A 23,033-nucleotide genomic window follows, 5' to 3' on the forward strand; every position below is an offset into this window, starting at 1 on the left:
AGATTTTTGTAAGTGTATTATTGTGGGGCGGATTGCTTTCGACGATTGAAAATACAGAGCGTTCCACCGCGACGGAAACATTTGTTACAGGAAACGCATTTTGCAGATTTCATATCCCCATCTTGCCAGCGTTTAATTAAATCACTTTCGCAAATCAGCGGTCTGGAGAGGGCAATATATTCAATAGGCAGTTCATTAATCAGTTTAGTTATGGATGTGAATTCTCGATTTCCACCTACGGCGATAACTGGTACATGAATTTCTTGTCCTATTTCTGCAGCGTAGCGCTTAAAATATTCTTCTTGCTCAGGGGCCTTTATCCCTCGAACAACACCTTCGTTGAGTCGGGATGAAGGACTGCCGCCACTTATTTCAACTGCATTGATTCCTAATGCTGTTAGCTTTTGGCATACATATTTACATTCTTCAAAACTCATGCCGTCATCCATAAAATCATCGCTGTTGATTTTAATCAAAATTGGATATGTTGGTCCTACTTTTTCTCTGATGGCTTGATATGTTTCAAAAATCATTCTAGCCCGATTCTCAATAGTGCCACCATAGTTATCAGTGCGGCGATTATAATAAGGCGTTAAAAATTTACTTAATAAGTAGCCATGGGCCGCATGGAGTTGGATGCCATCAAATCCTGCTTTTTGAGCGCGGAGTGCAGCGTCAGCAAAAGCTGTTTGTAAGAAGGATATGTCTTCTAGAGTCATCTCTTGCGGCGTGACTTTATAGTTAGAGTCTTCTACTGCACTGGGGCCCCACACGACCTTACCAGTGGTTTCGCTAGGGGAATTTTGGGAACCGAGACTGGCAAGTTGAACAATAATATTGGTATCATGTTGGTGAATTACGTTAATTAATCTTTTATATTCAGTGATAAATGAGTCATCATAGATACCCATCTGACCCGGGCTAAGTTGCTCTCGATCAGTCACAGCGGTTAGACCTGTGATAATGGTACCGACTCCTCCTTTTGCCAAATTCTCATAGATTTGAAATAATTCTTCTGTTACGTGTCCGCCCTCATCGGCAACGCCATCATAGGTAGCCGATCGGATAAATCTGTTTTTTAACTTGAGTCCGGCAAATTCTGTTTGGTCAAATAATGATTTCATTTAAGTCTCTCCTCGTTTATAAAATTCATTGATATGAGTAGTTATAAAATTTAACATTCGTGTGTAAATTTTATGTGTATATACATGTAAAAGAAGAAAAATTTTATTCTACTATTTGCTCAAGCTCTTTCAGCATTTTCAGAAAGTCATGAAATCGTTCTTTACCCATTCCTTGTTCGATCTGCAATTGGGCCTGCTCCCACAATGGTATAGCTTCCGCAATTTTTTGCGCACCTTCATCTGTTATGGAGATGGATTTTTTCCTTGCATCACTTTCTTCTTTAATAATCGTAATGTACCCCTGTTTCTTCAATAAATTGATATTGCGCGTTACTGTGGTTTGGTCCATCAGTAGGCGGCTCCCCAACTCGCTGACTGAAATATTTTCGTGTAAGTAAATGTTGATTAGTAATGAACATTGGGTACTGCGCAAGCCTGTTGATTGCAGGTAACGGTCATAAAATTGTGTAATTGTTCGCGTTGTTTTTCGAACATTTCCACAAGCACAATATGCCATATGTTTTATATCTAATTGCTTTGAATGAGCTGGCATTAGTATCACTCCATATCTTTGCATGTATATGCATATGTTATTGTGTTGAAAGATAAATGTCAAGTATATTTTGGAAAATCTTCTCTGAAAATGAGATACTTTGATAAATTTATCATTTAAGTATTGACATTTTCTCAAAAAGTTCGTATTATATGTAAAGTAGTTAAAAATAATTGTTATTAACAAGGAGAAATTATTATGAAAAAGTTTATTTGTGCAATCTGTGGTTATGCTCATGAAGGCGAAGGTGCTCCAACATCCTGTCCACAATGTAAGGCTCCTAGTGAAAAATTTGTTGTAAAATCAACGACTGGCCTAAGCTGGGCAGATGAACATAGAATCGGTGTTGCGGCTGGTGTTGATCCTGAAATTATTGAAGGTCTTAGAATGAATTTTGTCGGTGAATGTACAGAAGTCGGCATGTATTTAGCAATGAGTCGTCAAGCAGATAGAGAAGGATTTCCGGAAGTAGCAGAAGCTTATAAAAGAATTGCATTTGAAGAAGCCGAACATGCTGCAAAATTTGCTGAATTATTAGGTGAAGTTGTATTTCCTTCCACTAAGAAAAATCTTGAACTTCGCGTTGAGGCCGAATATGGTGCTTGTGAAGGAAAATTAGGCTTAGCTAAAAAAGCTAAACAACTCAATCTAGATGCTATTCATGATACTGTACATGAAATGTGTAAAGATGAAGCTCGTCATGGCGCAGCCTTTAAAGGGCTTTTAGACAGACACTTCAGTAAATAATACATACTTAAAAAATAGAAGCTCATATCCTCATTTTTCGAGGATATGAGCTTCTATTGCATGATGGTTTAGAGTTAAGATACAACTCTATTCCCTATTACAGTTTCATGGCTTGATTGATTTGTGTCGCTAATGGATCGGCGACTGTACCCACGACAACTTGATAGTTTGTATTGTTCATTTTCATGACACCAGTTGCACCAAGCTGCTTTAATTTTTTTTCATTGACCAAAACGCCATCTTTTACTGCTACACGTAAACGTGTAATGCAGGCATCAAGGTTGACTATATTAGTTTTGCCACCTAGGGCTTCTATGATATCTTGCGCACGGAGGGTAAGATCGGATTGATTAAGACCCTTTAGTATTACTGATTCTTCCCCTATATCCTCTTCTCTGCCTGGAGTAGGCAGATTGTATTTTTTAATGACTGTCAAAAATACTACATAATAAATGGCTCCAAAAACTAAACCGACTCCTAGTAATTCCCATGGCTTAGTCGCAATTCCTTTGCTCAAAACCCAGTCAATGGCTCCCGCTGAAAAGCCAAAACCACATTTTATACCTAAACTTGCAGTAACGAACATTGCAAGACCTGTTAATACTGCGTGAACAGCATAGAGGGCTGGTGCTAAGAATAAGAAGGTAAATTCAATTGGCTCAGTAATACCTGTTAAAAAAGAAGTTAGTGCAATACCAAGTAACATACCCGTTACAGATTTACGTTTTTCTGGTTTCGCTGCCGTAATCATGGCTAAGCAAGCAGCAGGTAAGCCAAACATCATAATCGGAAAAAAACCAGTCATGAAAAGGCCAGCTGTAGGATCTTGGGCAAAAAAACGTGATAGATCACCTGTTACAATTTTACCTGCTTCTGTAGTGAACGTTCCAAATTGGAACCACACTAGACTATTCATTACATGATGAAGGCCGAAAGGAATAAGAGCGCGATTTAAAACACCAAAAATTAATGCGCCAAATGATCCAGAAGTTGCTATTGCATTACCAAAAGCATTTAATCCATGTTGTAACATTGGCCAAATATAACCAGCCAGAACACCAAAAATTAACATATAAAAAGACGTGATAATGGGTACAAAGCGTCGTCCGCCAAAGAAACCTAAAAAATCCGGTAAACGAATATCATTGTATTTATTATAAAGATAGCCAGCTACGATACCTGAGAAGAAACCTGCTAGTACGCCCATATTAATAGTTTTATCAAAACTAATCGCTACTTTTGTTAAGACAAAGTAACCGATCAAGGCCGCTAAGCCTGCGACACCATTATTTTCTTTTGCAAGACCGATTGCAATACCGACTGCAAATACAAGGGCAAGATTAGCAAAAATCGCATCCCCTGCTTCAAACATCCACTTCCAAGCCAAAATATCAGGGGCACCTAAACGCAGCATTAAAGCTGCCGCCGGCAATACTGCGACGGGAGTCATGAGAGCCTTACCAAGTTTTTGTACATAAGACATACTATTTGACATAAGATAGGCCTCCTTATTTTTAATAAAAATGGTTAGAAACTACTTTAGTTTGTAGGAAAAAATAACATCTTTACCAGTTGATACTTGCTTAACGACATTTACTGATAGTTGAGCGATATTCTCTTTTGTTGTAATGATAACAGGACTAATGATGGAACGACCAGAAGTTACGATCACATTACGATTAAAACGAATCACAGGATCACCAGCTTTTACGACACTCCCCTCCTCGACTAAACGTTCGAAACCTTCCCCATTAAGTTCTACCGTATCAATCCCGATATGCACAAGAATCTCAACATCATTTTTCATTTTAACTGCAAACGCATGATTAGTGCGAAAAATAAGAACAATCGTACCATCAACAGGAGCGCACGCAATATCACCTTGTAAATCGTCAATTGCTACCCCATCACCCACTATTCGTTGTGAGAAAACAGGATCTGGAACTGATTCGAGGGGAACCATTTTACCATTTAATGGTGATAGTACCTTGAACTCTTTTTTAAATAAGCCAAACATCTTTTTACCTCCTCAAAATGTTAAATGGATAAAATTCTATTTTTATGAATGATATAATTTGGGTTTTAATAGTTGTGCTGCATTTTCTTCTACGATGACAGTAACATCCTGATGAAGCTGTAAGATCGATGCTGGGACCTCTGGAGTAATTCCTTCAAAAAGAGCACGAAAAATAACTTCTGCCTTATTTTCACCGCTTGCTAACAAAATGATTTTTTTGGCATGCATAATGGTCTTAATACCCATACTAATGGCAAATCTTGGTACTTCCTCAATTGTTGAAAAAAAGCGAGCATTGGCATTAATGGTTTCATCATCCAACTTTACTTTGTGTGTTGTTGCTTCAAATTTAATATCAGGTTCATTAAAACCAATATGTCCATTTGTACCAATGCCTAAAACTTGCAAATCAATACCTCCTTTCTTTTGAATTTTATCATCATAATTTTTACATTCTAATTCGACATCGTCCATAATACCATTGGGTATGTAAATATTTTCCTTTTTTATATTAACATGATTGAAGAAATTTTGAAACATATAATAGTAATAACTTTGTTCATCTGAAATTGGTAAGCCTAGATATTCATCTAAATTAAAGGTGATCACTTCTGAAAAATCTAAACCAACCTCTTTATGCACACGGATTAGATCCTTATACATAGAGATTGGGGTGCTGCCTGTTGCAAGCCCTAATACACTATTGGGTTTCAAATAGATTTGTCCAGCCACAATTCTTGCTGCTCGTTGACTCATATCTTCATAATCTTTTGCAATCACAACACGCATTTTAGGTCCTCCTGTATAATAAATTACCACGCACAAGAGTGGCAAATATCTCTAAAGACTCGTCGAAAATAGCAAAGTCGGCATGTTTACCAAGCTTAATACTGCCTTTAGTATTTGCAATACCAATTTGCCGAGCGGGATTTATCGTGACTAATCGGATTGCGTCGATTAAATCAAGGTCTGTATTGTTCATAAAATTTTTCACTGCTTGATTTAAGGATAATACACTACCGGCAATGACTCCATCTGCCAATCTTGCTTCATTCTTGCTGACGGTCACGAGCTGCCCACCCAAATCATATTGGCCATCGCCAAGCATACTCGCTCGCATAGCATCCGTAATCAAAATCATCTTGTCGAGACCTTTGTTGCGCAGCAAAAGTCGTTGCATGGCTGGATGTACGTGAATATTATCAACAATCAGTTCACAAACGACGCGATCGCTCTCCATGGCAGCTGCAATCGCACCAGGTTGACGATGATTGAGAGGCGGCAGTGCATTAAAGGTATGTGTCATATGAGATACTCCCGCAGAAATGGCAGACATCATTTGTTCATACGTTGCATTACTATGTCCAATGGATACGACAATTCCCTTTTCTACACAAGTTCGAATAAAGGAATCATCAGTAGCTATTTCGGGGGCTAGGGTAATAATTTTAATTACATCGCTATATGTCTGAATCTTTTCGAAATCAAGCATAATAATATGACGTTGATCCTGTGCACCTTTATAAACTTCGTTGATAAAAGGTCCTTCCAGATGGCAACCTAGAACTTCGGCCCCCTTCATTTCGCCCATTGCGTGCCGAATGCGCTTTAGGGTTTGAGTGATCTTCGATAGAGTCATGGTCATCGTTGTTGGCAAAAAAGCGGTAACACCTGTTTTAAGTACACTATCACGGATGATTTCGAGGGCATTTTCTTCATTATCCATGGTATCAAAACCACTACAACCATGTACATGAAGATCAATAAATCCAGGTGATACATAACGCCCTTCGGCATCAAATTTCTCGGAACATTCATACTGACTCAATTCAGTATCAGGTAAAATTGCAATAATCGTTTCATCAAAAATCACTGTATGATCGGTTAAAATTTCTTGTTCTGTAATAATTTTTCCATTAAAGATTGCTTTCACAATTGTTCATCCTTTATTGCCTTTTTTAGAAATCCATCATGTTTTTTTAGTAGAGTGTAGACTGTCAGCGCATTTACATTTAGCGTTAGCATTAAAATGGCAGCTTTGGTATTTCCTTCGACTTCATCTAAAGTTTGTTTGGCAAGACTTTCGTCTTTACCTGTTGCCAGCATGACAATATCCAGTACTCTTTTTTTGAGTTTCATATTAATCGGTCTAACGTCAACCATTAGATTCTGATAGGTCTTGCCCAGTTTGATCATGGAACAGGATGAAAGCATATTAAGCACCATTTTTTGCGCTGTACCACCTTTGAGACGAGTCGACCCCATAATCACTTCAGGGCCTACATCGATGCCAATATAACAATCAGTCAGCTTTTCCAGTTTTCCCTTTAGGGAACAACCTAGACCAATGGTTTTACTACCTAAATTATGAGCATAACGTACGGCAGATAAGGCATAGGGAGTGTTAGCACTAGCACTAATTGCAACTAAGATATCCCTCGACCCAAAATTTCTTTCGGCTAAATCTCGCACCGCTAATTCTTCATCATCTTCTGTATCTTCTCGCCAACCAGATACCGCATCTTTTCCTCCAGAGATCACCCAAACGACCATATTGTCATGGATTCCAAAAGTAGGTGGACATTCTGTAGCGTCTAGTACTCCTATCTTTCCTCCTGTACCGCTGCCAATATAAAATAGTCGACCACCATTCTTGAGAGCTTGAACGATCATATCGACAGCAATTGCAATCATAGGACTGCACTTGTCGACAGCAAGCGCTACTTTTTGGTCTTCACGATTAAACATTTTTATCATTTCGAGAGTCGTCACTTCATCAATATGAATGGTATCCTGATTCCAATCTTCCACAACGCTCCTCCATACTACTTATTTCATTTACGATAGACGTTATCTTTTCAACATAATTTCAAATTTATAACGATCACTTCGATAAATCGATCGCGTAACTTCAATTGGAATATTTTGTTTTGAATAAGTAAGGCGCAAGAACATTAAAGCCAAGGTTTTCTGCTTTACCTTCAGTAGTTCACTCTCATAATCATTGACTAAGATGGGTTCAAGGGTCTGCCGGCCATAGTCAACTTGTACGTTAAATTTATTCTCTAAAATATGATAAAGAGAATTATTTTCTAACATTTCAGCCGTTAGCCCTTCGCATAAGCTAGTAGGAATATGAGCGATTTCTAAAGCATAAGGTTCATCGTCTACATTACGCAATCGTGCAATTTCAAATATTTCTTGCTGAGTTCCTAAGTGTAAATCTTGTTGCATTTTTTTTGTAGGAATTCTTCGTTGAAAAGAAATAATCTGAGTTGTCATGCTAATGCCACGTTGTTTCATATCCTCAGTAAAACCAAGTAAGTTTTGTAATGGATGTTTTTCTTTATTTTTAACAACAAAAGTTCCTTTACCGCGCTCACGATATAAGAGACCCTCATTAACCAAACTTGCGATTGCTTTACTAACCGTCATGCGGCTGATTCCATGGTATTCACAAAGTTCTCGTTCGGTTGGAACAAGCTCATTGGCTTTTAATTCTTCATTGTCAATTAACTCAGAAAGAATATTTTTTAATTGATAATAAAGAGGAATTTGAGAATCTTTATCCACTTTTTTCATGATGATCACCTTTTATCCTTCAATGCTATGTTGACATGTTGTTATATTGTCTATACATTTACATTCTAGCATTTTATCAGAATATTGCAAGAAATTTTTAGGATAGTAGTAGATAAAAACTGGGATAGCATCTTACTGCTATCCCAGTTTTATATTCATTTTTCTCATAGATTACTTATTTAATATCATTAAACTTAGCTATCTTTTGAATGAGGAAAAGAGGATTTTTCAAAAAATTTGATCAGTTCTTTTACAGCGAAAGTAGCAGAAAGAGTGCCATTCATAACAGATTCTTCAATAAAAGGTAATTTTCTGACTATATCAGGATGACTAAAAAAAATTTTCTGCAAATACTCCTGCACCATAGCATGTACCCAGCTTAGCATTTGTGTACGACGGCGTTGTGCGAAGATACCAGATGTCATAGTAATTTTATGAAATTTTTCGACTATCTTCCAGATATCTGCGATACCTTCCCCTGTTACTGCTGAGCAAGTATGACTTTTCGTCATCCATCCCTCTGTGGCAGGACGAAGATAATGAAGAATGCGATCATAGTCCACTTTTGCCATGAGTGCACGCTGTTTGTTATCTCCATCGGCTTTATTGACAACAATGGCATCAGCAAGTTCAATGACACCCTTTTTCATTCCCTGAAGTTCATCCCCTGCGCCCGTAATCATGAGTAGCATGAAGAAATCGACCATCGATCGAACTGTGACTTCGCTTTGTCCTACGCCCACTGTTTCAATTAATAGAACATCATAACCAGCCGCTTCACACAGTAAAATTGTTTCTCGACTTTTACGGGTTACACCTCCTAGAGTACCGCTAGAAGGTGATGGTCGAATAAAAGCACGTTCCCTGCGGGATAATTCTTCCATACGAGTTTTATCCCCCAAAATACTGCCTTTTGTTACTGTACTACTAGGATCGACAGCCAATACAGCCACCTTATGTCCATCATCACAAAGTTGACATCCTAAGGCTTCAATGAATGTACTTTTACCGGCTCCTGGTACACCTGTAATTCCCACACGAATAGATTTTCCGCCATAAGGTAAGAGTTGTTTTATCATCTCTTGGGCCATCTTCATATGAACTGGTAAATTGCTTTCAATTAAAGTAATAGCCTGAGATAAAATGACCCGTTCTCCATTGAGTACACCTTGAACATATTCATCTACAGTCAGTCTATGGCGTGCAGATTTAGAGCGCACTGGTTCGTGTAGCGTTCTTTGGTTAGGCATACCATCATGCACACTAGGAATTCCGCCCATGACCCGGGTCGCAAAAGCGTCCCCGGAATCAGGTGGAGTCCATTCTGGCTTACGGTCATCGTTAGGATTTTGATTACTCATCTTCAATCCGTATCCTGGATAGTTCGTTTCAATTCTTCTAGTATTTTTTCAGCGGCCACTGGTATTACGGTGCCTGGTCCAAAAATCGCAGCAGCTCCGCTTTCGCGTAAGAATTCATAATCTTGAGCAGGAATGACTCCGCCAATCACAACCATAATGTCTTCGCGCCCTAGTTTCTTTAATTCTCCAATCAATTGAGGTAATAAGGTTTTGTGGCCAGCAGCTAAAGAACTCATACCTACAACATGAACATCATTATCGACAGCCTGTTTGGCTGTTTCTTCAGCTGTCTGGAATAATGGACCGATATCCACATCAAAGCCCATATCTGCAAAGGCCGTGGATATGACTTTTGCTCCCCGATCATGACCATCCTGTCCCATTTTAGCAATCATAATTCGTGGACGGCGTCCTTCTCTTTTCTCAAAGTCATCAGCCATATTCCGCACTTTAGCAATGATTTCTTCATCAGCAAATTCGCTGCTATATACACCCGATATGGAACGAATAATCGCCTTATGCCGTCCTGCAACTTTTTCAATTGCATCTGAGATTTCTCCTAGACTTGCTCTCGCTCTCGCCGCTTCAATGGCAAGTGCCAGAAGATTTCCTTCTCCCGTTTCCATAGATTTTGTAATGGCTTCTAAAGAACGTTGGACTCTCTCTTGGTCTCGATTACTACGAAGTTTTTCCAAACGGCGAATTTGCGACAGACGTACTGCAGTATTGTCCACTTCAAGGATATCAAGAGGATCTTCCTTTTCTAAGCGATATCGGTTTACACCCACAATCGTTTCTTTACCTGAATCAATATGAGCTTGACGACGAGCAGCGGCTTCTTCGATTCTCATCTTCGGCAGACCCGTATCAATTGCTTTAGACATACCGCCTAATGCTTCTACTTCTTGAATATGACTCCAAGCTCTTTTCACCAATTCATTTGTCAATGCTTCTACATAATAAGAGCCACCCCAAGGATCAAGAACATTACATACCATGGTTTCATCTTGAATGTAGATTTGTGTATTACGGGCAATTCGTGCTGAAAATTCCGTTGGCAAGGCAATGGCTTCATCGAGTGCATTAGTATGCAGAGATTGTGTATGACCAAGGGCAGCGCCCATCGCTTCCATACATGTTCTTCCTACATTATTAAATGGATCTTGTTCTGTCAGGCTCCAACCCGAAGTTTGAGAGTGGGTACGCAGAGCCATGGATTTAGCTAATTTGGGATCAAATTGTTTGATGATTTTTGCCCATAATAGTCGACCAGCGCGCATCTTAGCGACTTCCATAAAGTAATTCTTGCCAATAGCCCAGAAGAAAGAAAGGCGTGGTGCAAAAACATCCACAGGCATACCTGCCTGAATACCTGTTTTGATATACTGCAGACCATCGGCTAGAGTATAGCCTAGTTCAATATCAGCTGTGGCACCCGCTTCTTGCATATGGTAACCTGATATACTAATACTATTGAATTTAGGCATAAACTCTGAGGTATAGGCAAAAATATCAGCAATAATGCGTATCGATGGCTCTGGCGGATAAATGTACGTATTACGCACCATAAATTCTTTTAAGATGTCGTTTTGAATGGTACCTGTCAAAAGTTCCTGCTTAACCCCTTGTTCTTCCGCTGCTACGATATAAAAAGCCAATACTGGTAATACTGCACCATTCATAGTCATGGAGACTGACATTTTATCTAAGGGGATACCAGAAAACAAAATTTCCATATCTAAAATAGAATCTACGGCAACTCCTGCTTTTCCCACATCCCCTACAACTCTTGGATGATCTGAATCATAACCACGATGAGTGGCTAAGTCAAAAGCAATGGATAAACCTTTTTGCCCAGCTGCTAAATTTCGGCGATAGAAAGCATTACTTTCTTCTGCCGTCGAAAACCCTGCATACTGACGTACGGTCCAAGGACGAGAGACATACATATTAGGATAAGGCCCACGCAAAAAAGGTGGTATGCCTGCTACATAGGGCAGATGATCAATGCCTGCTAAATCAGCCTTTGTATAGAGCGGTTTCAAATTAATTTGTTCCATAGTTCGGTATTCTAACTCATCAAGTAATTTACCACTATCGCCTTGTATTTGCATTTGCCATTCTGCAAAATCAGAAGCTATCCAATTTTTTTGGCAGGGAATTTTAGTGAAATCTGGCTTTATGAGCATTATATAATCCCTCTTTCTTTTTGCAGTTTCGCAAGAATCTGGTAGCAATTTGCCTTAATGTGAATAAAATCATCAACACCAGCTTCTTTATATAGATCTTGTAAATCCGCGGGAGGAAGACCTGCTAAGAACAATGTTATATCCGGTCTATGTTTTTTGATTCCTTTAGCTAATGCTGGAACCAGTTCGGGATAAGTAACATCTGTAGAACAAATAACAGCAACAGGTGCACCAGACTCAATGGTAGCGTGGATGGCATCGTCTATTGTTTTAAAACCATCATTTCTTAACATTTTAAAAGCACCGACTTCTAAAAAGCCGCTTACAAAATCAGCTCGTGCTTTATGTTGAGGAATAGGTCCCATATTGACTAAAAAAATCTCTAGATTTTTTCCTGTTCGATTTTTATAAGCCTCTGTATGTTCTCGTAATGTCCGATATTGTTCATCGGCTCGATGGCTAACGAGTGGGGTGACCACTGTTTTTCGTCCATTATTTTTGCGGATACTATTGGTAACTTCTCCTAAGGTGGCTCCATTAAAGATAGCTTGAATCACGACATCAGTGATAACGGCCATTCCTCTATCAACTTTGTCTAAGGTCCTCACTCGACGTTCACATTCTTGTTCGTCCATATCATTACGATATGTATACAATTCACTACTACGTTGTTTTTTGAAATCAGCATAATCAAATTGAGGAATATCTAATGGTTTTTCCAACAAATTTGGGTACATATTAGTTCCCAAAATGACATCCTTACGTTTAGCAAATCCTTCAGCGCGTTTTTTAGCGATAAATTCGATTTTTTCCTGAGGTATTTTTTGTAGTAAGGATTGAAACATACCACCAGCGCCTTCGATTTCTTGAAAGAGTTCCCAAGCTTTTTCCCCAATCATACTGGTTAATTTCTCTACATACCAAGATCCGCCAGCTGGATCAATCGGTTGAGTTAAATTACACTCTTGTTGTAGTACAATCTGAGTGTTACGAGCAATACGGTGGGAAAAGGTGTCAGCTGGACGTATTGCTTCGTCAAAATATCCTACATGTAAACTATCAACCCCACCTACTACTGCAGAAAAAGCCTCTGTTGTCGTACGTAACATATTGACGTAAGGATCATACACTGTTTTTGTAAAGGCAGACGTGCGAGCATGAATCACCATTTTTTGCCCTTCTTCATTACCGCCAAAAGCTTTGACAATCTGAGCCCATAACATACGTGCGGCCCGTAATTTAGAGATTTCCATAAAAAATTTAGTACCAACAGAGAAAGAAAAACAGATTTGTTTTGCAGCTACATCAATTGGAACTCCTCGTTCTTGCATACTCCGCAAATATTCAACGCCTGTAGCGAGGGAAAATGCCAACTCTTGTACAGCATTGGCACCACTATCATGATAGGCTTGGCTTTTTACTAAAATCGTTCTAAATTTTAAATTATTATAATTCACCCATGTCATCAGTCCTGCCATTTCATCATACAGAGTATCCAATGAATCAGGAAGTTCACCTGTCCTTGCGAGTTGGTCTAAGGGATCGACTCCAATGCATCCTCTTAACTTATGATCATCTTGCCCATTGGCTTTCATAAGAGCCATCATCAAACTAACCATCTGAATACCAGAAGTACCTACAGGCATAAATAAAGGAGTATTCTCTAAATCAATCCCTATAAAAGCTCGCTGCAGATCATCTAATGTTGATAAAGATAATCCTTTTCCTATGAGATGTTCATCAGCCTGATCAACATCTATTCCCAGTTGCGTAGCCTGATCTAAGACTACATTAATCCCAGTTCCCCCCTTATCAAGTTCTTGCTGTAGTACTTGATTAAATACATCCGCTAAAGGTTCAGAGCATTCCTGGGAAATATCCCAAGGCTTATCTAAATAACCTGCACTTTTTGTCCCACGGACAAAAGGAAAACTACCCGGCAGGGAATGGCAATGCTCTATTTCTTCAATATCTTCCATGCGGTACATAGGTTGCAATGCAATGCCTTCATAGGTTTGAGTGATTAGCTTTTTTTCCCAATTAGCTCCTTTGAGAGATTTTTCAGATTCAGCTCGCCATTCTTCATAGGTAGGGTAAGGGAATTCAGCAAAAAAACGTTCTTGAGGTTTATCATCAGCTAAATTTTCATTTTGTTTTTCCATGTTATCACCTTTCATTTCACTAATTTTGGCAAAATAAAAAACTCTCAGCACAGGCTGAGAGTTATACGCAAATGTTAAATTATACTTAATAAATCCCGGCTGAAAATATCAGCCGGGACGAAATAACGCAAATTTTGCGTGTAAATCTCCTCCCCATCTCTCGCAGGTCAAACGGTGATTGCTATATAGGCAGTTCTCCTGACTCTGGATCATTGCGCATCCAAACCTTCCCAAGAATTCATTCTCAGTGGTATACTATGGATTTGCTCCTCATTACAGTGGCGGGACCGTGTTGGCTTTGAACCAACTTCCCTATTAAGCCCCGAAGGGCACCTATATCATCATATGAAATTTTTCACAAAGTATCTGATTATTACTCTATAATAAAGTTTTCATTTTGTCAAGTGATTATATACATATAAAAATACACTCATATCTGTTTTTTAGAACCTGAAGTTTGTAATGAGATGATAGGAAGATTTATAGCTACTAAAAGTAGAGGGATCATATGGTTTTAAATTATAATATCTTGCTTCTACATTAGCATTTTTTGCAAATACATATTGTACACCAAAGCCATAACCTTGCGCGCCGTCACCGCCGATACCATTACCGCTATTTATGACTAAAGTTCCTGGGTTATTAGTAGAATCAACAGCGTAATTTCCTAAGTTTAAATAATCAACACTAATACCAAAGGTTCCTGGTTTGCTATTATCTATACCTTTCCATAAGACTCTTCCCCAATAACCATGATCTTGCGCATTCGCTGGCAAATGACTATCAGCATTTTTTACATATTCACCTGTAATGGTAAGATCATTGATTTTTGTATTGAATCCATAGGCTGTTTGCTCAAGGTTATAACCGACAGCATTTGTCATGGTATTCAAATGCCCTATCGTAATGTTAGTATTGTCTGCTACTTTTACTTTAAGATTTGCAAGAAATGCATTTGTCGTTGAGCCACTTCCGGTGTAGGCAGCCAGATCACCATACCCAGCAAACAATTGAGCTTTGCCAAAATCATAGGTAGCCATTGCTCCATCAATGGAATTAGAGTCCCAGATAATCCCTTGCCCCAAAAAGGGCAAAAACCGCCCCAAGGAAGTAGTCAGCTGCCCATTCTTCCATTGTAATTCTGCCCGCTCAAAGGTTGGACTACTTGATTGTGAAGTTTTAGAACTATCACTAGCCTTCTTATATTGATTAGAAGTATTGGTTGCATTAAGACGTCCAAAAAAAGTTAAATCATCAGCAACATCTGAGGTGAAATTCAAGCGGACTCGCTCTTGCATACGGGTAGTATTTTTGCTATCTGTATTTTTAGCGCCTTGGTTCCAATTTGTTTGATAACGGATTCGTACATCTCCTGTCATCTTTATCCTAGGATTACTTTTTTCTAATTTTTCAAGACGGCTATCTATTGTATTATTACTCCCCATGCCCATGGTAAGCTCGGGAGCAAATTCAGCCTGTAAACTTTCGATGATAGCTTTGTCCGTCCCATTAACTTTGTCTGATTTTGCCATAGCTTTTGCTACGATAGCAGCCATTTCACAGCGCGTTAGAAGCACATTCTCTTGATAAATACCACCACCAAAACCATTGATAATACCTGATTTCGCGAGTTCATTAACTGCACTATAAGACCAGTGATGTTCAGGTATAACCGCAAATAAATTAGCAGATGCTGCGAATCCAGTAGTCGCAACACTCAAACTGAATACAGTACCTAAAGCAAAAGCAATTTTTTGATTCATGTAAATTCTCCCCTAGTTTTTTATTCCGATACTTTATGTTAGTATTTTCTCCATATGAACGATTTCGGCACTGCCACCTTCATCAATCGTGATAACAAATCCTTGTTTTTCCCAAAAGTTAAATCCCCCAGGCAAAAACCGATGAGTATGAAGATACATGATAAGGTACCCTTGCTTTATACAAAAGTCAGTTAGGGTTTTGACCAAATTAGACCCTAGCCCCTGCCGTCTTAAACTCTTGTCAATATAAAAACGCCCTACTTCCGCCGTAATAGGCAGATCATATCGCCCTTTCAGCAATTCAATCCGATCATTATAGGTACAAATTGCTGCAGTACCGACAACTTCACCTAACCGCGTAAATACTCCCCACATGTTGCAATTTATAGGTTCTAAATATGTCTTTCTGATCCCCCAAATATCATTGGTTATAGCCAACTGACCTTCTTGGGCAAACAGTTCTTGAAGCTGTCCTAATAAGAAATTTTGCACAGCATCAATATCGGCTTCACGAATAGCCCGAATTACCAGGTCTTGCTTTTGCACAGGGAACAACCTCCTTTTCTAATAAGATAAAAACTCAGTTCACGTCAAAAAGCGTCAGTAACTGTTTGGTATAAGAATGCCTCTCTGGTGCAAAAAGTTCTTTTCCTGCACAAAAATCCACGATCTCTCCATGTTGCATAACGATCAAACGCTGGCTCATAAAGTGAACGGCGCTAAGGTCGTGGGAAATGAAGAGATAAGACAGCCCCAATTCTTCTTGAAGATCTTTTAACAGATTGAGTACCCTGGCCTGAATGGATACGTCCAAACTCGCCGTCGGCTCGTCCAGCACGATTAGGGAAGGCTCTACACTAATTGCGCGGGCAATCGCTACCCGCTGTTTTTGACCACCGCTAAGTTCTGAGGGATAGCGGTCCAAGTAGCTTGGTGACAAGTGAACTTTTTCTAGTAATTTACCTGCTATTTCTCGCTCGTTCTCATTTATTTTTCCTAAAAAGCTGGGACACCCTTTATTTTGGCAACGTATTGGTTCCAAAAGAGAGTCCATAATCGTCAATTTACTATTAAATGAAGCCGACGGATTCTGAAAAACCACCTGCATTTCCCGGCGAGCTTGGCGAAGATTAGAAGACGTCAATTCATGGAGGGGATGGCCATTCAGCCAAATTGCCCCTTTATCCATCCGTTCCAATGTCAACAGACAACGAGCCAAAGTACTTTTACCACTACCACTTTCACCAACCAGACCTAGGCATTCTCCTTGCTCAATGGCAAGAGAAATACCTTTGATCGCCTGATGGCCTCCATGATAGGTTTTCCAGATATTCTTCACCCTCAATACTTCTGGATGCTTCAAATTAGAAGTTTGAATTAGCGGCATAAAGAGCACCTCCTCCCAACCCTTCTTCTCCCAAGACGGGAAGGCGCTTAGGTACATTGCGAAGGGGCGGTACGGAAGCGAGTAGATTGCGAGTGTAGATTTCTCGCGGATTTTTGAGTATCTCTTCCTTTGTGCCAGTTTCTACAATCAGGCCCTTTTGCATAATAGCAACCCGGTCTGCATAACGACGAACGCAGCGTAAGTCATGAGTAATGAAAAGCACGGCGCAGCCTTTTTCATTTTTTAGCCGGGCTATGAGTGACAGCACTGTCGCAGCACTCATAGCATCTAGAGCAGTAGTAGGTTCATCAGCAATCAATAGTTTAGGCTCCATCATCATTGCTAACGCCAAAGCAGCTCGCTGGAGCTGCCCACCACTGAGTTGGAAAGGATAACGCTGATATACTTTTTGTCCTTCCAGTCCCACTTCATTAAGAGCAGTCCAGGCTTTCTTCTTTCTCTCCTCTTTACTCCAATCCCGATGGGTCTGTATGACTTCATCCATCTGCTTTCCCAAAGTAAAGTACGGCGTGAAAGCACTTTGATAATCCTGAAATACATAAGCTATATCTGTACCTCGAATTTTTCTTAGTTCTGCTTCCGAAAGGCGAGTCAAATCTTGACCTAATAGCTTTATCTCCTTTGCTTCTCGCCGTAGTCCATCTGGCAATAGAGCTGCCAATGCAAAAGCGCTAATACTTTTACCACTACCGCTTTCGCCAATCAGAGCAAACCATTCACCAGCCCGAATGGAAAAATTGATACCATGAACCAAGGAACAATGATCAGAACCGAAGATGTTTAAATCACAAACTGTTAGTAATTCCATCTCTATCCTCCTCTCGGCGGTCTGAACCGAATTTTTCTACTAAGCGATTTCCTAGTATATTCATGACAAATACAACTAAAAAGATAGCCACTCCAGGCACGATCATCAGGTAAGAATCTCGAGCGAAATAGGCCCGACCTTCGTTGAGCATAGATCCCCACTCTGGATGAGGTGGCTGGATACCAAGGCCAATATAGGAAAGAGAAGCTACCAACAAGATCACCTTGCCGATATCGAGGGTTGCCAAAGCCAGAACCGGGCCGATCACATGAGGAATCAAATGACGCCAAAGAGTAGCGCAGCTACCAGCACCGCTAATTTTAGCGACTAACAAATAGTCTTTGGACTTTTCTTGAAACACCACACTGCGTACCAGCCGAGCATAACCGACCCATTTCACAATGAGAATGGCAAACAGCAAGTTAAAGAAACCCGAGCCCAAGAGGCCGCTAATTACAATGGCAACGATATATTCGGGAAAAGCCATGAACGCATCCACTAGACGCATTAGCGCCCAATCTACTCGCCCTCCCCAATAACCAGCAAAAAGTCCGATTGGCACTCCGACCAAAATGGCCAGTGCCAAAGCGAGCAAACTAATTCCCACTGTAGTCTGCCCCCCTGTTAGAATTCGGGAAAGCTGATCCCGTCCTAATTGATCAGTCCCTAGCCAATGGTCCCAGCTCGGTACTTGAAGACGGATAGAAAGATCAACTACATTAGGATCCATTGGTGCCAGCCAAGGGCCAAACAAAATAATGAGCAGAAAGACACTCGTCAGCCAGACGCTCCAGGAAAAATTCCATTTCATCGACGTTCAGCCTCCTTCAAAGAAATTGCTGGATTTAAGTAACGATAGGATACATCTACTGCTAAATTAATCAAAAAAATTAAAATACCAATGGATAATACAAACCCTTGAATGATGGCATAATCACGACGAGTGACGGCTTCAATCGCCAACTTGCCGATGCCAGGGAGGCCAAAAATCACTTCGATTACTACTGACCCTCCTAGCACACTGCCTAGGCTGACTCCTAAAATAGTCACCACGGGGATCAAGCTGCCTTTTAAAATATGCCGCATAAAAATTACCCTTTCGGAAATTCCTCGAGAACGGGCCGCTCGAATAAACTCCTGACGGGCACAATCAAGCAAGCTATTGCGAAAAATTTTAATAAATGGCGGTGCAATGGCAATGGCCAAAGCAAAAGACGGTAAAATAAGACCTTTTCCATTGGCCATTCCTACTGCTGGAAGCCAGTGCAGACGAACCGCAAAGAGATCAATTAGTAGCAAGCCCAGCCAAAATGTAGGGATCGAAGCCCCCATGAGGCAAAATCCAGTGCTGAACTTATCGATCCCGCTCCCAGCATAGCGAGCGGATAAAGAACCAAAAATAGCGACGATCATGACTGTCAGCCCTAAGGAAGATCCAGCCAATAAAAACGTGGTAGGAAAAGAGCGGGAAAGTTCTGTCACTACAGAACGTCCCGTCATGATTGATTCTCCTAGATCTAGTTGCAGTAACTTCCCCATATAGTGAAAATACTTCTTATAGATCGGATCATTCATTCCCATTTCTTGCCTTAGCGCTTCTACTTGTTCGATAGTCACAGCGACGGAATCTACTCGGAGAAGTGATAAAGCCGCATCTCCTGGAGCTACTTGCACAATTCCAAAGCTAACCAGTGAGACAATCCACAAAAGAAGCATCCCTTCACCTAGGCGACGAATCAGCCAACTGTTACTGTGCCAAGTCCAAATCCTTGGTAACCATCTGGAACTCAAATTCATTTGAAGGAGTCACCCAACCTTTCACTTTTTTTCGGTAAGCAACCGTTTCATAAGGAGATGTAATATAGGCATTATAAGCTCGCTCTTCAATCATACTGGCGATTTCTTTGGCAATTTGATGCCGTTCTTTTGCGTCGATGGTCTGGTTGTATTTTTCAAGCAAAGCAGTCAATTCAGGCACATTGAGACGACCATGATTCTGCACCCCTTTAGGTGAAAAAGCAGCATTTAAGAAAAAAGCCCCATCCCCCCGGGTTGTCGTTAGTAGAGAGTACGTTACCAAATCCCAATTCCCTTGGGGCAGGTATTCATCAATGTTATCTGCTACATTGATTTCCATTTCGATTCCTACTTGTTTCGCTGAAGCTTGAACGATTTGAGCAATTTGAGGAAGTTCTGGACGAGCGATATAGGTTGCCATTCGCAGTTTAATACTCTGACCATCCTTAAGAACTTTCCCATCCTGCACTGTCAGACCAGCGGCCTCAAAGTGTTTTAATGCTTCAGCTATACCATACACATGTGGCTTAGATTCCGGCGAAAAAGGATAATTTCCAGGAAAAGGGTTAGCAGCTACAACGGCTTCTTTTCCCATAACTTTGTCAACAATCTCCTGCCTGTTGATAAGAGCATCTATCCCCTTGCGGAATTCTTCATTGGCCCACAAATCCTTATTTTTTCCAACATAATTATAAAGCAAGTGGTATACCCGTTTGCCGGGAACGCTCTCCACAACTAGCTTGTCATCTTTGCGCAAAGCTGGCAAATTTTCTAAAGCAGGACGATAAATGATGTCAGCATCACCAGATTGCAGTGCCAACAGACGGGCATTCGCATCATCGTTAAACGTTAGCATAACCCGATCTAGCTTAGCTACACCATTCCAATATTGAGGAAATTTCACCAACTCCGCACCTTTGGTTATGTCAAAACTTGCAAACATAAATGCACCAGTTCCGATGGGAGGTTTATCTTCCGGAGCAGTCACATCGATGATAACCGTGTTGTAGTGGACTAATTCCGACGGAAGAGCCGCATAGGGAGTTTCCGTAGTGATTTTTAAAATATCACCAGACGTTTCGATCGAGGCAATTTTTAACGAGGCTTTTACACCAGGATTTACTGCAATCGAGCGTTCTAGGCTAGCCTTGACCGTTTGTGGAGTCAATTCTTTTCCATTATGGAATTTGACTCCTTTACGAATTTTAAATTCCCAGTGCTGACCATCTTCAGACTTCCAGCTTTCTGCCAGCCAAGGATAAAGTTCTGTTGTTTTTGGATCCAGTCCAACGAGTGTCTCCATAGTGCCGGAATTCAATATAAAACTAAAGTGACACCGATGGGGATCCATCGTATTAGCTGGCCAAACCGTAATAAAGTTGATGCTTTTCTCCTTTCCATCACCACTGGTTTTTTTGTCAGAAGAACAACCAGCTGCAAATAACATCAAGCACCCCATCAATAGGGATACCATCCATAGATAAGAACGTTTTTTCATTTTTCTTCACCTTTCTTGTTATGTAATATTATTTTTTATTTTAAACAGTAGGATACCATTGAAACTTAAGCTCCTACGGAATAAAGACTGCTACACTGACACAAATGAGGGTCGATACCAACCAGCAGCTCAAACTAAGAGCTGGTATCCGTATCTAACTTTAGGACATGCCCATTCAGATTCGGTAAATATATCCATAAAAATAAAGACCGCCCTAAGCTAAATACAGTAAAAGCTAACCATACACCGTGATTGGCTAATTTAGGTACTCCAACCCACAAACAGGCAAAGAAAAAGATAAGAGAATAAATCATGGAATTTCTAATCGGAACAGCTACCGTAGCTCCAACAAAAATGCCATAAAGCTGCAATCCCCAAAAAGCAACCAGTGGGAATAGGGCAATCCAATAAATATAACTTTTTGCTACCTGCTGAATATCCGTGATCGTTGTAAATAGATGAATTAAAGGTTCTTGGAAAAGGATAACGCTGATTGCAAGCAGTACAGCCGTCAAACCGCTCCAGATGGCTGTTAACTTAATTGTTTTAAAGTAAAGCTCTTGATTTTTTTCACCAATGGCTTGGCCTACAAAAACCGTGCTGGCATTGGCAATGCCGCCAAGCAAATTAGCCATAACAAAATGTACTTGCATAAGTACTGCATTTACTGCTAAAATCGTATCCCCATACCTGATGCCATATACAGCAATAAGATTGTATACAGTAAGAAGGCATATGGTTCTTATAAAAAGATCCCGATTCACTTTCATCATGTCGATGAAGGTTGCTGGATTAAAGAATTTTAAAAGAGAAAGCCCGCTAAAACTTACCATTTGCATTTTTCTTATCATCATAACTCCAATACATGCTGTAGCAAATTCCGCTATAAGGGTTGCTGCTGCCACACCATCTGCATTCAAACCAAAGCCCACAACCAGAATCACCGCAAACAAAATATTTAATAGATTCATTAGTACTTGCAAAAACAAGGAAAGTTTAACTTTTGCCACGCCCATCAGCCAACCATTGATAACATAGTTGATCAGTACAAAAGGCGCCCCCCAAATCCTAATATTATAATACGTACTAGCTAAGGAACCTATTGTCTCATTAGGAGCTAATAGAATGAAAGCTACAGCTTTGATCGGCCATTGGCATACAACAATCAATATACCAAGGCAAAGAGCAATCACCGTTGGTCTTACCAGAGATAGAGCTATAGCCTGCTTGTCGCCAAGACCGAACGCTTGGGCGCTGAACCCAGCAGTACTGACGCGTAAAAAACCTAATACCCAATACAAGGTATTAAAAATAAGCACGGCAATGGATACACCACCAATATAGGCGGCTTGGGGAAAACGTCCCATAATAGCAGTATCTACAACCCCTAATAATGGTGTAGAAATAAAAGAAATAATCAATGGTATGGCTAAAGCCAGAAAAATTTTGTGATCATGCAGAGTAATAGTTGTTATAGATTGCTTCATTAACCCCTCCGTGATTTTATTGGATGGTAGAAATGGTTGACTATATGTAGAACAAATCACATATCAAAGTAATACTTATGAATTCTGGGGTAAAAAAAATCTCTCGACCCAAAGTCGAGAGATACAATTAAGAACATACCAGCTATATTTATAAAAATCTCGGCGCAAAAATACGCCGAGATATAAGTACAATACAACATGTAACACATGCACTTAATCCCCTCCCCATCGCTCGCAGGTAAAAACGGTGATTGACAAATAGGCAGTTCTCCTGGCTCTGGATCATCACTCGCCCAAACCTTCCCAAGACTTTCGTCTCAGTGGCATAACATGGGTTTGCTCCTCATTACAGTGGCGGGACCGCGCCGGCATTCAACCGGACTTCCCTATTAAGCCCCGAAGGGCACCTATTTCTACTATATTTTATTTTAAGTCAATTCAATGTTTCTTATATTATCATTATTTTGAAAATTTGTCAACTTAATACAGGTTATCTATAATATGAGATATACATTAGTCGCAACTATCCTCTCTATA

At 40.1% G+C, this 23,033-nt stretch carries 20 protein-coding genes and 2 riboswitches; of the genes, 1 reads left to right on the forward strand and 19 read right to left on the reverse strand.

Annotation, left to right across the window (positions count from 1 at the left end; genetic code table 11):
- Window positions 1-17 precede the first annotated feature (17 nt).
- Both ACAN52_RS04105 and ACAN52_RS04110 read right to left on the reverse strand, forming a co-directional pair.
- Entirely contained in the window at window positions 18-1,124 is a 1,107-nt protein-coding gene (locus ACAN52_RS04105; protein ID WP_378952651.1) for an NADH:flavin oxidoreductase, read from the reverse strand.
- A 103-nt stretch (window positions 1,125-1,227) separates the two neighbouring features.
- Window positions 1,228-1,677, reverse strand: coding sequence for a MarR family winged helix-turn-helix transcriptional regulator (locus ACAN52_RS04110; protein WP_378952654.1), 450 nt, complete (start codon window positions 1,675-1,677; stop codon window positions 1,228-1,230).
- A 198-nt stretch (window positions 1,678-1,875) separates the two neighbouring features.
- On the opposite strand from ACAN52_RS04110, the gene ACAN52_RS04115 reads away from it, so the two are divergent.
- Window positions 1,876-2,424 carry an NADH peroxidase gene (locus ACAN52_RS04115; protein ID WP_378952657.1) on the forward strand — a complete coding sequence of 183 codons (549 nt, stop codon included), beginning with the start codon at window positions 1,876-1,878 and terminating at the stop codon, window positions 2,422-2,424.
- Window positions 2,425-2,521: 97 nt separating this feature from the next.
- Here ACAN52_RS04115 and nagE read toward each other — a convergent pair whose 3' ends face one another.
- The 17 genes from nagE to ACAN52_RS04200 form a co-directional block, all read right to left on the reverse strand.
- Window positions 2,522-3,919, reverse strand: coding sequence for an N-acetylglucosamine-specific PTS transporter subunit IIBC (gene nagE / locus ACAN52_RS04120; RefSeq protein WP_378952660.1), 1,398 nt, complete (start codon window positions 3,917-3,919; stop codon window positions 2,522-2,524).
- A gap of 39 nt (window positions 3,920-3,958) precedes the next feature.
- A complete protein-coding gene (locus tag ACAN52_RS04125) occupies window positions 3,959-4,441 on the reverse strand; it encodes a PTS glucose transporter subunit IIA (protein ID WP_378952663.1) in 483 nt (160 codons plus the stop codon).
- Between the two features lie 42 nt (window positions 4,442-4,483).
- Window positions 4,484-5,230: a glucosamine-6-phosphate deaminase gene (nagB, locus tag ACAN52_RS04130; protein WP_378952666.1), complete on the reverse strand. Its 747-nt coding sequence runs from the start codon at window positions 5,228-5,230 to the stop codon at window positions 4,484-4,486.
- A gap of 1 nt (window position 5,231) precedes the next feature.
- A complete protein-coding gene (nagA, locus tag ACAN52_RS04135) occupies window positions 5,232-6,374 on the reverse strand; it encodes an N-acetylglucosamine-6-phosphate deacetylase (protein WP_378952668.1) in 1,143 nt (380 codons plus the stop codon).
- Window positions 6,371-7,252, reverse strand: a complete 882-nt coding sequence (gene murQ / locus ACAN52_RS04140; RefSeq protein ID WP_378952671.1) for an N-acetylmuramic acid 6-phosphate etherase — start codon at window positions 7,250-7,252, stop codon at window positions 6,371-6,373. Before murQ ends, nagA begins: the two co-directional genes overlap by 4 nt.
- Window positions 7,253-7,291: 39 nt before the next feature.
- Complete coding sequence (locus tag ACAN52_RS04145) at window positions 7,292-8,023, reverse strand: GntR family transcriptional regulator (protein WP_378952674.1); 732 nt, start codon at window positions 8,021-8,023, stop codon at window positions 7,292-7,294.
- Window positions 8,024-8,217: 194 nt separating this feature from the next.
- Window positions 8,218-9,384: a methylmalonyl Co-A mutase-associated GTPase MeaB gene (meaB, locus tag ACAN52_RS04150; RefSeq protein WP_378952677.1), complete on the reverse strand. Its 1,167-nt coding sequence runs from the start codon at window positions 9,382-9,384 to the stop codon at window positions 8,218-8,220.
- A 2-nt stretch (window positions 9,385-9,386) separates the two neighbouring features.
- Window positions 9,387-11,573, reverse strand: coding sequence for a methylmalonyl-CoA mutase (gene scpA / locus ACAN52_RS04155; RefSeq protein WP_378952680.1), 2,187 nt, complete (start codon window positions 11,571-11,573; stop codon window positions 9,387-9,389).
- Entirely contained in the window at window positions 11,573-13,735 is a 2,163-nt protein-coding gene (locus ACAN52_RS04160; RefSeq protein ID WP_378952683.1) for a methylmalonyl-CoA mutase family protein, read from the reverse strand. Before ACAN52_RS04160 ends, scpA begins: the two co-directional genes overlap by 1 nt.
- A gap of 170 nt (window positions 13,736-13,905) precedes the next feature.
- A riboswitch (cobalamin riboswitch) is annotated at window positions 13,906-14,087 on the reverse strand.
- 91 nt (window positions 14,088-14,178) lie between these two features.
- Window positions 14,179-15,498, reverse strand: a complete 1,320-nt coding sequence (locus ACAN52_RS04165; RefSeq protein ID WP_378952686.1) for an S-layer homology domain-containing protein — start codon at window positions 15,496-15,498, stop codon at window positions 14,179-14,181.
- A gap of 33 nt (window positions 15,499-15,531) precedes the next feature.
- Window positions 15,532-16,044, reverse strand: a complete 513-nt coding sequence (locus ACAN52_RS04170; protein ID WP_378952689.1) for a GNAT family N-acetyltransferase — start codon at window positions 16,042-16,044, stop codon at window positions 15,532-15,534.
- Between the two features lie 34 nt (window positions 16,045-16,078).
- The gene (locus tag ACAN52_RS04175; protein WP_378952692.1) at window positions 16,079-16,885 is read right to left on the reverse strand and encodes an ABC transporter ATP-binding protein; all 807 of its coding nucleotides are present in this window, start codon (window positions 16,883-16,885) and stop codon (window positions 16,079-16,081) included.
- Entirely contained in the window at window positions 16,863-17,714 is an 852-nt protein-coding gene (locus tag ACAN52_RS04180) for an ABC transporter ATP-binding protein (protein ID WP_378952695.1), read from the reverse strand. Before ACAN52_RS04180 ends, ACAN52_RS04175 begins: the two co-directional genes overlap by 23 nt.
- Window positions 17,692-18,444, reverse strand: a complete 753-nt coding sequence (nikC, locus tag ACAN52_RS04185) for a nickel transporter permease (RefSeq protein WP_378952698.1) — start codon at window positions 18,442-18,444, stop codon at window positions 17,692-17,694. The genes ACAN52_RS04180 and nikC overlap by 23 nt, the downstream gene beginning before the upstream one ends.
- 77 nt (window positions 18,445-18,521) lie before the next feature.
- Window positions 18,522-19,511, reverse strand: coding sequence for a nickel ABC transporter permease (nikB, locus tag ACAN52_RS04190; protein WP_378952701.1), 990 nt, complete (start codon window positions 19,509-19,511; stop codon window positions 18,522-18,524).
- Window positions 19,462-21,009, reverse strand: coding sequence for an ABC transporter substrate-binding protein (locus ACAN52_RS04195; RefSeq protein ID WP_378952704.1), 1,548 nt, complete (start codon window positions 21,007-21,009; stop codon window positions 19,462-19,464). Before ACAN52_RS04195 ends, nikB begins: the two co-directional genes overlap by 50 nt.
- 134 nt (window positions 21,010-21,143) lie before the next feature.
- Window positions 21,144-22,496: an MATE family efflux transporter gene (locus ACAN52_RS04200; RefSeq protein WP_378952707.1), complete on the reverse strand. Its 1,353-nt coding sequence runs from the start codon at window positions 22,494-22,496 to the stop codon at window positions 21,144-21,146.
- Between the two features lie 243 nt (window positions 22,497-22,739).
- A riboswitch (cobalamin riboswitch) is annotated at window positions 22,740-22,922 on the reverse strand.
- Window positions 22,923-23,033: the final 111 nt, after the last annotated feature.

The sequence above is a fragment of the Pelosinus sp. sgz500959 genome, assembly GCF_042610375.1.
In the GTDB taxonomy this organism is placed as follows: domain Bacteria; phylum Bacillota; class Negativicutes; order DSM-13327; family DSM-13327; genus CTSoil-075.

Excerpts from the sequence above, each read along its gene's own strand:
- ACAN52_RS04105 (WP_378952651.1), bottom strand. The coding sequence starts at position 1,124 with ATGAAATCATTATTTGACCAAACAGAATTTGCCGGACTCAAGTTAAAA.
- ACAN52_RS04110 (WP_378952654.1), bottom strand. The coding sequence starts at position 1,677 with ATGCCAGCTCATTCAAAGCAATTAGATATAAAACATATGGCATATTGT.
- ACAN52_RS04115 (WP_378952657.1), top strand. The coding sequence starts at position 1,876 with ATGAAAAAGTTTATTTGTGCAATCTGTGGTTATGCTCATGAAGGCGAA.
- nagE (WP_378952660.1), bottom strand. The coding sequence starts at position 3,919 with ATGTCAAATAGTATGTCTTATGTACAAAAACTTGGTAAGGCTCTCATG.
- ACAN52_RS04125 (WP_378952663.1), bottom strand. The coding sequence starts at position 4,441 with ATGTTTGGCTTATTTAAAAAAGAGTTCAAGGTACTATCACCATTAAAT.
- nagB (WP_378952666.1), bottom strand. The coding sequence starts at position 5,230 with ATGCGTGTTGTGATTGCAAAAGATTATGAAGATATGAGTCAACGAGCA.
- ACAN52_RS04145 (WP_378952674.1), bottom strand. The coding sequence starts at position 8,023 with ATGAAAAAAGTGGATAAAGATTCTCAAATTCCTCTTTATTATCAATTA.
- meaB (WP_378952677.1), bottom strand. The coding sequence starts at position 9,384 with ATGAGTAATCAAAATCCTAACGATGACCGTAAGCCAGAATGGACTCCA.
- scpA (WP_378952680.1), bottom strand. The coding sequence starts at position 11,573 with ATGCTCATAAAGCCAGATTTCACTAAAATTCCCTGCCAAAAAAATTGG.
- ACAN52_RS04160 (WP_378952683.1), bottom strand. The coding sequence starts at position 13,735 with ATGGAAAAACAAAATGAAAATTTAGCTGATGATAAACCTCAAGAACGT.
- ACAN52_RS04165 (WP_378952686.1), bottom strand. The coding sequence starts at position 15,498 with ATGAATCAAAAAATTGCTTTTGCTTTAGGTACTGTATTCAGTTTGAGT.
- ACAN52_RS04175 (WP_378952692.1), bottom strand. The coding sequence starts at position 16,885 with ATGCCGCTAATTCAAACTTCTAATTTGAAGCATCCAGAAGTATTGAGG.
- ACAN52_RS04180 (WP_378952695.1), bottom strand. The coding sequence starts at position 17,714 with ATGGAATTACTAACAGTTTGTGATTTAAACATCTTCGGTTCTGATCAT.
- nikC (WP_378952698.1), bottom strand. The coding sequence starts at position 18,444 with ATGGATCCTAATGTAGTTGATCTTTCTATCCGTCTTCAAGTACCGAGC.
- nikB (WP_378952701.1), bottom strand. The coding sequence starts at position 19,511 with ATGAATTTGAGTTCCAGATGGTTACCAAGGATTTGGACTTGGCACAGT.
- ACAN52_RS04195 (WP_378952704.1), bottom strand. The coding sequence starts at position 21,009 with ATGAAAAAACGTTCTTATCTATGGATGGTATCCCTATTGATGGGGTGC.
- ACAN52_RS04200 (WP_378952707.1), bottom strand. The coding sequence starts at position 22,496 with ATGAAGCAATCTATAACAACTATTACTCTGCATGATCACAAAATTTTT.